General features: G+C 71.8%; 9 protein-coding genes. 7 read left to right on the top strand and 2 right to left on the bottom strand.

Features of this window, described 5'->3' with window-relative positions; translation table 11 throughout:
• Window positions 1–73: 73 nt before the first annotated feature.
• Together AB0N16_RS29205 and AB0N16_RS29200 are read right to left on the bottom strand one after the other, a co-directional pair.
• The gene (locus AB0N16_RS29205; protein WP_365801759.1) at window positions 74–1,573 is read right to left on the bottom strand and encodes an AarF/UbiB family protein; all 1,500 of its coding nucleotides are present in this window, start codon (window positions 1,571–1,573) and stop codon (window positions 74–76) included.
• A gap of 101 nt (window positions 1,574–1,674) precedes the next feature.
• Entirely contained in the window at window positions 1,675–2,232 is a 558-nt protein-coding gene (locus AB0N16_RS29200; RefSeq protein ID WP_365801757.1) for a hypothetical protein, read from the bottom strand.
• A gap of 355 nt (window positions 2,233–2,587) precedes the next feature.
• On the opposite strand from AB0N16_RS29200, the gene AB0N16_RS29195 reads away from it, so the two are divergent.
• The 7 genes from AB0N16_RS29195 (at window position 2,588) to AB0N16_RS29165 (ending at window position 9,459) form a co-directional block, all read left to right on the top strand.
• On the top strand, window positions 2,588–3,403 hold the full coding sequence (locus AB0N16_RS29195; protein ID WP_365801755.1) for an SOS response-associated peptidase: 816 nt from the start codon (window positions 2,588–2,590) through the stop codon (window positions 3,401–3,403).
• Between the two features lie 9 nt (window positions 3,404–3,412).
• Complete coding sequence (locus AB0N16_RS29190) at window positions 3,413–4,045, top strand: alpha/beta family hydrolase (RefSeq protein WP_365801753.1); 633 nt, start codon at window positions 3,413–3,415, stop codon at window positions 4,043–4,045.
• 256 nt (window positions 4,046–4,301) lie between these two features.
• Complete coding sequence (gene sigR, locus AB0N16_RS29185; RefSeq protein ID WP_362313136.1) at window positions 4,302–4,985, top strand: RNA polymerase sigma factor SigR; 684 nt, start codon at window positions 4,302–4,304, stop codon at window positions 4,983–4,985.
• On the top strand, window positions 4,982–5,317 hold the full coding sequence (gene rsrA / locus AB0N16_RS29180; RefSeq protein ID WP_365801751.1) for a mycothiol system anti-sigma-R factor: 336 nt from the start codon (window positions 4,982–4,984) through the stop codon (window positions 5,315–5,317). The genes sigR and rsrA overlap by 4 nt, the downstream gene beginning before the upstream one ends.
• A gap of 135 nt (window positions 5,318–5,452) precedes the next feature.
• Complete coding sequence (locus AB0N16_RS29175; protein ID WP_365801749.1) at window positions 5,453–6,772, top strand: HD-GYP domain-containing protein; 1,320 nt, start codon at window positions 5,453–5,455, stop codon at window positions 6,770–6,772.
• Window positions 6,773–7,155: 383 nt separating this feature from the next.
• Window positions 7,156–8,367 carry an HD domain-containing protein gene (locus tag AB0N16_RS29170; protein WP_365802000.1) on the top strand — a complete coding sequence of 404 codons (1,212 nt, stop codon included), beginning with the start codon at window positions 7,156–7,158 and terminating at the stop codon, window positions 8,365–8,367.
• 111 nt (window positions 8,368–8,478) lie between these two features.
• Entirely contained in the window at window positions 8,479–9,459 is a 981-nt protein-coding gene (locus AB0N16_RS29165) for a hypothetical protein (protein WP_362569632.1), read from the top strand.
• Window positions 9,460–9,547 lie beyond the last annotated feature (88 nt).

The raw sequence follows: 9,547 nt of genomic DNA, 5'->3' as shown, positions 1-9,547 counted from the left end.
CAGAGACCTTCGGTTCACGGGTGACGGGTCACGCCACCCGAAGCGGACGGGTGGGAGAGACGGCGCGGGGCACTCACGCCCGGCGCCGCCGGTGGTCCAGGTAGAGGGCGAGGGCACCGAGGGCGAGCGCCACGTTCGGGCCGGATCTGCCGCCCTGGGACCGGGTCGGCACGACCTCGCTGAACTGCACCCTCAGGCTGCGGTCGGCGATGTCGTCGTTCAGCGCGCGGAGCTGTTCGGCGGCCCCGGCCTGGGTGAGGGTGGCCTCCAGGAGACGCCGTGCCGACTGCTGCGGGGAGGCGGTCTCGCGCACCATGTGCAGGACGATGCGGGGGACCTCGCGCTGGAAGACGTCGACCAGCGCCAGCTCGGGTGCCAGACAGCGCACCGAGCCCTCCAGGTTGGCGAAGGACTTGCCGAGCAGCGAGACCGCCGGGCAGGACGCGATGCCCCGGCGGGTCGACTTCTCGAGGACGCTGGTGAGCGTGATGCCGAAGTTCAGCTCGTCCAGGGAGGCCGTCGCGATCTTCGGTACCAGCGCCGCCATGTCCTGGGAGAACCCGGGGATGTCCGACCACGGTGTGGTGCGGCCCATCTCCACCCAGGCCTTGGCCAGGCCGTGCCCGTCGTTCTGGGCGACGGCCATGAGCACCAGCAGCAGCCGCATGCTGGTGCGCTGGTCGATCCGGCCGATCATGCCCCAGTCGATCAGCGTCGCCTCCCCGTCGTCGGTCACGAAGACGTTCCCGGCGTGCGGATCGGCGTGGTAGATGCGCTCGATGAAGTAGCTGCGGTACATGAACGCGATCAGTTCGCGGCTGACGGCGAGCCGGTCGCGGTCGCGCAGCGAGGCCGGGTCCGCCTTCCGCACGGAGGCCCCCGGGGCCATGGACTGCACCAGGACCCCCGGGGTGGCGGCCAGGACGCCGGGCACGGACAGCCGCGGGAAGCCGCGCAGTGCCTCCCGCGCCCGGTCCATGTTCGCCGCCTCCTTGGTGAAGTCGAGTTCCGGCTCCATGGCGTCGAAGACCCCGCCGAGCATGGACTCGACATCCACGACCGTGCTGAACCGCGGGGCCACCCGGGCGGTCAGCCGGGCCGCCTGGCGCAGCAGCGCCATGTCCGTCAGCACGGTCTCCCGGATGCCGGGCCGCTGCACCTTGATCACCCCCGGCCGGCCGTCGGCCAGGGTGACCCGGTGCACCTGGGCCAGGGAGGCGGCGCCGAGCGGGCGCTCGACATCGATGTCGTCGAAGTACCGCTTCCAGTCCGGCCCGAGGTTCTGCTCCAGCACGGGTTCGAGTTCGGAGAACGGCTGGACGTCCACCTCGTCGTGCAGGTTCTGCAGCTCCTCGATCATGATCGGGGAGACCATGTCGGGCCGGGTGGACAGCATCTGACCGATCTTCACGTAGAAGGGCCCCAGGCTCTCCAGGGCGCCGCGCACGGCCCGGGCCCGCCGCCGCTCCCGCTCGTCCGGGGCGTCGGAGGGCGCGGCCGCTCTGGTCTCGCCGACGACCTGTCTCAGTACGGCGGCTACCGTCCGCATCCGGCTGCCGGTGCGCGGGGCCATGAACGGGGTTCCTTCCGGTGGCGCGCGTACCGCGACGGAGTGCGGGTCCGTCGCGGCACGCCGGCGGGCGGGGCGTGCGAGGGGCGTGAGCCGGGGCGGCTCTACGCCTTCTTGGGCGCGCTCCTGGTGACCGCCCCGATGGCACCGGCCGCGCCGAGCAGCGGCTCCACCGTCTTCAGCGCGTCCATCAACAGACCGATCACATCGGTCAGTTGCTGGAGCTGCTGGGGCAGTGCCGCGAGTTGCTGGGGGAGTGCGCCCAGCTGCTGGGTCAGCTCCCCGGCCGCCGCCAGCGGGGCTCCGACGGCCCCGGTGAGGGCGGCGACGGGCTGCTGGACGGCAGCGGCGGCACCGCCGACCCCGCCCGGCCCGGCCAACCCACCCAACCCACCGATCCCGCCCGCTCCGCCGGACAGCAGGGCGAGGGCCGCGAGATTGCGGTTCTTGTTCCTGCTCTTCTTCTTGTCGTCGTCGTCCTGGAGCAGGGACATGGCCGTGAGTGTGCGCAGCGTGTCCCCGGGCATGGCCGCTAAGGCGTGCGCGGGCAGTCCGAAGGGCAGATCGTCATCGTCGTCCCGGTCGAGCAGGTCGTCCCAGGCCTTCTTCCAGTCGTCGGCGACATCGCCGTAGAAGTCCTTGAGGGTGTCGATGGTTCCCACAGGAGTCCTTCCTGGTGCTGAGTGCTGAGTGCTGAGTGCTGAGCGCTGTGAGCCGTGCCGCGGCAGCCCACGGCCTGCCGCGCCGGCCGCGGGGTGGGGAGGAGGGGGGTGCGGGAGAGGTATCACCGCTGAATGTCCGGACAAGGCATCCGAAGCATTGAAAAACTTAGCAAGATGCGTGGAATGAGGGAAGTAATAGAAGTTTGCACTACTTGCGGATGTTTGCCTGATCTGCCTATCGGCTTGAGCTATTGACCAGCACATATGCCAGGGGTGCGTGCCCTGCCCCGTGCGGCCCGGTGCCGATTCCGCCGTCCCGGCTTCAGCCCTGGGAGTGAAATGTAGGGTTGTGAAGATGTGCGGACGGTACGCGTCGAGTCGTAAACCCGAGGACCTGGCCGGAATCTTCGAGGTCGAGAAGTGGGAGCCCGAGGAGACTCTGGCGCCCGACTACAACGTGGCCCCCACCAAGGAGGTCTACGCGGTTCTCGACCGGCCCCTGAAGGACGCGGACGACAAGCGGCCGGTCCGTCAGCTGCGCAGGCTCAAGTGGGGCCTGGTGCCCTCCTGGGCCAAGTCGCCCGAGGGCGGCGCCCGGATGATCAACGCGCGCGCCGAGACCGTGCACGAGAAGCCGTCGTACCGCCGGGCCTTCGCCGCCCGCCGCTGCATCCTGCCCGCCGACGGCTACTACGAGTGGGTCACCGCCGCGGAGGAGCGGGAGCTGGAGGTCGAGGGCAGGAAGAAGCGGCCGCGGAAGCAGCCGTACTTCGTGCTGCCCGCCGACGGCTCGGTGTTCGCCATGGCCGGGCTGTACGAGTTCTGGCGGGACGGCACGCTGCCCGACGAGCATCCGCTGGCCTGGTGGGTGACCTGCTCGGTGATCACCACGGAGGCGGAAACCTCGCCGCTGGCCGTGGCCCCCGCCGAAGGCCCGCGGTCGCTGTCCGACATCCACCCCCGGATGCCGCTGATGCTGACCCCGGACCGCTGGGACGCCTGGCTCGACCCGGCCCGCACGGACGTCGAGGACCTGCGCTCGCTGCTCGCCCCGCCGCCGGAGGGCCTGATGCGGGCCTATCCCGTCTCCACGGCCGTCAGCAACGTCCGCAACAACGGCCCGGAGCTGCTGACGGAGCTGGAGGCGCCGGAAGAGAGCACCCTCTTCTAGCCTTCTGGCGTGACCACTTCGAAGATCGTCGGTACGGAGGCGGGGGACGCCCGCATCACCTGGTACGAGGCGGAGAAGGCGCGGCTGGTGCTCGGCGTGAGCCATGGGGCGGGCGGCGGCATCGAGGCCCGGGACCTCCAGGCTCTCGCCGCGGTGCTGCCGGACCACGGCGTGACCGTCGCACTCGTGGAGCAGCCCTGGCGGGTCGCCGGCAAGAAGCTCGCCCCGGCGCCCAGGACGCTCGACGTGGGCTGGCGGGGCGTGTGGCCCGCGCTCGCCGCACCGGGGCTGCCGGTGGTGTCCGGCGGCCGCAGCGCCGGAGCCCGGGTCGCCTGCCGTACGGCCACGGAGCTGGGCGCCGCCGCCGTCCTCGCGCTCGGCTTCCCGCTGCACCCGCCGGGGCGCCCGGAGAAGTCGCGGGCCGAGGAGCTGCTCGGGGCCGGAGTGCCCACCCTCGTCGTCCAGGGCGGGAACGACCCGTTCGGAAAACCGGCCGAGTTCCCGGCGGGCGACTACCGACTGGTCGAGGTGCCGTACGGCGATCACGGGTTCGCGGTGCCCAAAAGGGCAGGCATCGAGCCGGAACGGGCAGTGACCATCATCACGGACGCCGTCACCGCGTGGCTCGCGCACCTCGGATGACGCCCGGGAATGTTGCGCGGTGGACCCATGTTTAAGCGGACAGAAGCGCTGGGGCACCAGTGCCGACGCCGAAGGAGAGGAAGTCCGCCGCATGGGTTCGACCATCTGCCCGAGCCGTACCAGCAGCGCTGACCTGGACTGGACAGTGCTGCACGCGGCCAAGACCGCTCCTATTCGAGCGGCGGCAGGCACGGGTCGTGTTCTATCCTCCGAGTCGAGTGGGATCGGTTTCGGTCCCACCCTGGATCTTGAGGAGGTGGGTCCGGTCACTGGGACCGACGCAGGGACCGACAACGGCCAGGCGGAGCTGCCCGAGGGCCAGGGCGCGAGCGCGGAGTCGACCTCGGAGCGCACCGCGCGCTTCGAGCGGGACGCGCTGGAATTCCTCGACCAGATGTACTCGGCCGCGCTGCGCATGACGCGCAACCCGGCCGACGCCGAGGACCTGGTGCAGGAGACGTACGCCAAGGCGTACGCGTCCTTCCACCAGTTCCGCGAGGGCACCAACCTCAAGGCCTGGCTCTACCGCATTCTCACCAACACCTTCATCAACTCGTACCGCAAGAAGCAGCGCGAACCCCAGCGCTCCGCGGCCGAGGAGATCGAGGACTGGCAGCTCGCCCGCGCCGAGTCGCACATGTCGACGGGTCTGCGCTCCGCGGAGTCGCAGGCGCTCGACCACCTGCCCGACTCGGATGTGAAGGAAGCGCTGCAGGCGATCCCCGAGGAATTCCGCATCGCCGTCTACCTCGCCGACGTAGAGGGCTTTGCGTACAAGGAGATCGCGGACATCATGGGGACACCCATCGGTACGGTGATGTCCCGGCTGCACCGGGGCCGCCGTCAACTGCGCGGCATGCTGGAGGACTACGCGCGTGAGCGCGGGCTCGTCCCGGCCGGCGCCGGAGAGTCGAACGAAGCGAAAGGCTCGGGCTCATGAGCTGCGGAGAGCCGCACGAGACGGACTGCAGTGAGGTACTCGATCATCTGTACGAGTTCCTCGACAGTGAGATGCCGGACGTCGATCGCGTCAAGTTCAGGCAGCACTTCGACGAGTGCTCGCCCTGCCTGGAGAAGTACGGGCTGGAGCAGGCCGTCAAGAAGCTGGTCAAGCGGTGCTGCGGCCACGACGACGTACCGAGTGACCTGCGGGCCAAGGTGATGGGGCGGCTGGACCTGATCCGCTCCGGCCAGGCCGTCCCGGAGCACGACGTGACGGCCACGCCCACGCGGACCACACAGGCCGCACAGGCCGCTCCGCAGGAGAGCTGAGCGCTCCTCGCCGGGCGGTGCCGCCCCCGGTGGCCCGTCACCCGAATGTGCTAATCCTCCGGTCATAACCTCCAGACCCTCCGGTTGCCGCCTAGGCTCCGGACCCTGGACGGCCATGGTCGGGGGAGGGGCGAGATGGAGGCGGTTCCGGCACGGGCACGCGCGTACGTGACCTGTGTCGCCTTCGGTGCCCTGTGCTGTCTGCTGCCGCTTCCGGCCCTGCGCACGCCCTGGTGGGCGGTGGCCCTGCTGGCCGCGCTGTACGCGGGATGCGAGCACGTCCTGCGACGGCGGCTCGGCGGCATCTTCTACCCGGTGCTGCTCGCCGGTGCGTTCCTGCTGCCCCCGCCCGCCGCGGCGCTCGTGCCGCTGCCGGGTGCGCTGCTCTCACCCGTCGACCAGCGGCCGCAGGGACTACGGCGGATCTGGCGGGCCGCCGAACTGGCGCTCGCCGTATGGGGCGCGGGGCGGGTCCACTGGGCCCTGGGCGGCCGGGACGCCGTCGTGGACTGCGACTTCCCGTACGCGTTGCTGCCGTGTGCCGCGGCGGTTCTGGCGTTCTGCGGGGTGCTCGCCCTGCTGGACGGCGGGATCCTGGCCCTCGCGGAGCGCGTGCCCGTACGACGGGCCTGGCGCGGCCTGCTCTCCCGCTCCCTCGGGCCGATCGGGGTGCACGGGCTCGCCGGGCTGATGATGGCGGTGCTGTGGCGCAGCCCCTTCGGCCCGGTCGCCGCGCTGCTCGTCCTGCTGCCGATGTGCGTGTCCTGGTGGGTGTTCGCCCAGTACCACCGGGAACGGGCCGCCCACCAGGCCACCATCCGCGCGCTCGTGCAGGCCGTCGACATCAAGGACGGCTACACCCGCGGGCACTCCGAACGAGTCGGACAGGCCTCCGTGATGATCGCGCGCGAACTGGGCATGGACGACGAGCGGGTCGAGGTGCTCCGCTTCGCCGGGATCCTGCACGACGTGGGGAAACTGGGCGTCCCGACCCGGCTGCTCCGCAAGGACGGGCCGCTCACCCCGGAGGAACGGCGGATCATCGAACTCCATCCCGAGTACGGCCATGAGATGGTGCGCGGGATCTCCTTCCTGGGCGAGGCCCGGGCGGCGATCCTCCACCACCACGAGCGCATCGACGGCAGCGGCTACCCCTACGGTCTGGCCGGCGGCCAGATCCCCGAGTCCGCCCGCGTGGTGGCCGTCGCCGACGCGTTCGACGCGATGACCTCGACGCGCTCCTACAGCCGGGCCCGGCCGGTCGGGGCGGCGGTGGAGGAGTTACGACGCTGCGCCGGCCGGCAGTTCGACGCGGGCGCCGTCGACGCCCTGGTCCGAGCGTTGGCCAAACAGGGCTGGCACCCCGCGGTAACCGCCGACGACTTCCCAACCGACCCACCCGTTTCCAGTCGGCCGAGCAGCGAGGCCCAGAGCGTAGGCCGGGGCACCCCATGACGTCCGACGACCCGTCACTCACCCCGGGACGGACGCCCCCCGACCCCGCCGCTCCGTCTCCGAGATCTACGGAGGCGAAGCGTGACTCGACGGGGTCGTCGTGCGGGGCCGGTGGCGGGGGGTGTGGTCCGTTGGGTTCGTCGTTGGGGGGCAGTGGTGTGGGGTGTGGTCCAGTGGGTTCGTCTTCGGGGGCTGCTGGTGTGGGGGGTGGCTCGGCGGGTTCGCTGTCGGGAGTCGGTGGTGTGGGGAGTGGCTCGGTGGGTTTGGTGGTCGGGGGTGGTGGGCGTGGTTCTGAGGGGGCGGTTGGGTTTCGGGGGGTCGGTCTTGGCTCTGGCGGTGGGTCTGCGGGCTTTCGGTGCCGTCCTCCCGCCGCTCTGTGGGGCATCCGGGGCGCCGCGCTGGTTCTCGGCCTCGGATGTCTCGGCGGCACGCTCTGGGAAGGGCTCGCGGACCGGAGGATCGCGCTCGCCTTCGGAGGGCTCGTCGCCGTCGGAGAGCTCAGCCGGCGGAGCGGTGCCGAGGCCCGGGAGGCCGCTCCGCTCGCCGCTGCCGGGGGGCTCGCCTACGCCCTGCTCGGTGCCGACGGCGGGGCCGCCACCCACGACGGGGCCTTTCAGGTCGTCACCGTCGTCTGCGCGGCCTCGCTGCTCGGCAGCGTGCCCCACATAGCCGGCGGGCGCCGGCCCACCCTGGACCACCTCGCCCGCCGGGTGCTCACCGTCGGCTTCGCCGCCGTCTGCTTCCAACCCCTCTACAGCAGAGGCGTGTCGGCGCAGTGGGGCGGACCGGCGTACGCGCTGCTGCTGGTCGCGCTGCTGGTGCTCACCGCGCTGTGCGACGCCGTGCTCGCCGCCGCGCAGGCGCACTCCCGCACCGGATGGCCGTTCGGGCCGCTGCTGCGGGACGAGCTGCGGGGGCTGCTCGGCATCGGGTCCGCCGTCTGCGCCACCGGCGCGGTGATGGCGCTGGCCGTCGCCGTCGTGGGGCTCTGGGCGCTGCCCGTCTTCTGTCTGCCCCTCCTCCTCACCCAGCTGTCCCTGCGCCGGTACACGGCCGTCCGGGCCACCTACCGGCAGACCATCGCCTCCCTCGCCCGTGCCACCGAGATAGCGGGGTACACCCCGGCCGGGCACGCCCGCCGGGTCGCCACGCTGAGCCAGGCCGTCGGGCGTGACCTGGGGCTGTCCCAAGCGGAGCTCACCGTGCTGGAGTACGCGGCGCTGATGCACGACATCGGCCAGCTCAGTCTCGTCGACCCGGTGCCCGCCGGGGCCACCGCCGGGCTGCCGGCGGCGGAGCAGCGGCGGATCGCCCTGCTCGGCGGTGCCGTCGTACGGCAGACCGGGGTGGACGCCGCGGTCGCCGTGGTCGTGGAGCGGCAGGCCGATCCCTACCGGGAGCAGCCGCTCGCCGCCCGGATCGTGCGGGTCGTCAACGCGTACGAGGAGAAGGCCCGGGATTCCGGGCCCGGCGGACCCTTGACCGCTCTGGAGGAGTTACGGCTGGCCACCGCTGGGGACTACGCTCCCGAGGTCGTGGAGTGCCTGGCGCGCGTACTCTCCAGAGACTGTCTGACCTTGCGCGCGGCTGGGTAACCCATGGGTAATGAGCGGCCCTCCCGTCGTACGTGGTTGGATGCGAGGGAGAGCGTGTCCGGGGGCACAAGCCAGCCCACTGTGCGGAAATGGAACTGGCAGGCGGGAATCGTGAGGATCTTCGGAAAGGGACGGCACCGGCCCTCCGCCTCCTGGCGGCAGGCCACCGACCGCGCGTTCACGCTGATCGGCGACGGCCGGTACGAGGACGCCGGCGAACTGCTGACACGCGCCGCCGACCTGGAACCCTGGCTGTCCGAGTCCTGGTTCAACCTCGCCCTGCTGCACAAGTTCCGGCACGACTGGGAGCAGGCGCGGGCGGCCGGCCTGCGGGCGGTGGCCCTCCTCGACCGGGAGACCGGGGCGCCCGACTGGTGGAACGTGGGCATCGCCGCGACCGCGCTGCAGGACTGGCCGCTGGCCCGGCGGGCCTGGCAGGCGTACGGGCTGCGGGTGCCCGGCGGCGCCACCGTGTCCGGTGAGCCGGCCGGGATGGACCTGGGCAGCGCCGCCGTACGGCTGTCCCCGGAGGGGGAGGCCGAGGTGGTGTGGGGGCGGCGGCTGGACCCCGCCCGGATCGAGGTGCAGTCCATTCCGCTGCCGTCGTCCGGGCGGCGCTGGGGCGAGGTCGTGCTGCACGACGGCGTGCCGCACGGCGAGCGGACCACGGCGACCGGGCACGCGTACCCCGTCTTCGACGAGATCGAGCTGTGGGCGCCGTCGCCGGTGCCGACCTGGGTGGTGCTGCTGGAGGCGGCGACGGAGGCCGACCGGGACGCGCTGGAGCAGCTGGCCGGGGACGCCGGGTTCGCGGCGGAGGACTGGTCCTCGTCGGTGCGGTTGCTGTGCCGGATGTGCTCCGAGTCGCGGATGCCGTCGGACGAGGGCGACGGGGTGCACCTGGATCCGCACGACCACAGTGAGCCGGGGCATCCGGGGCCGCTGGGGCATCGGACGGACGGGCAGCTGTGGGTGCCGGAGCGTGAGTGCGGGGTGGCTGCGCCGGCCGCGCTGGTGAGGGGGTTGCTGGACGGCTGGGTCGCGGACAGCCCTGACTCCCGGGATTGGCGGGATCTGGAAGAGGTCTGCTGAGGCCGGTGGATCGCTGCGGGCCGTGTGTGGTTGCTCGCGCAGTTCCCCGCGCCCCTAAAAGACAGGCCACTCCCCGTACCCTGTATCA

Source organism: Streptomyces sp. NPDC051105 (assembly GCF_040682795.1).
Classification (GTDB): Bacteria; Actinomycetota; Actinomycetes; order Streptomycetales; family Streptomycetaceae; genus Streptomyces.
This window is presented reverse-complemented; position numbering and strand designations above follow the sequence as displayed.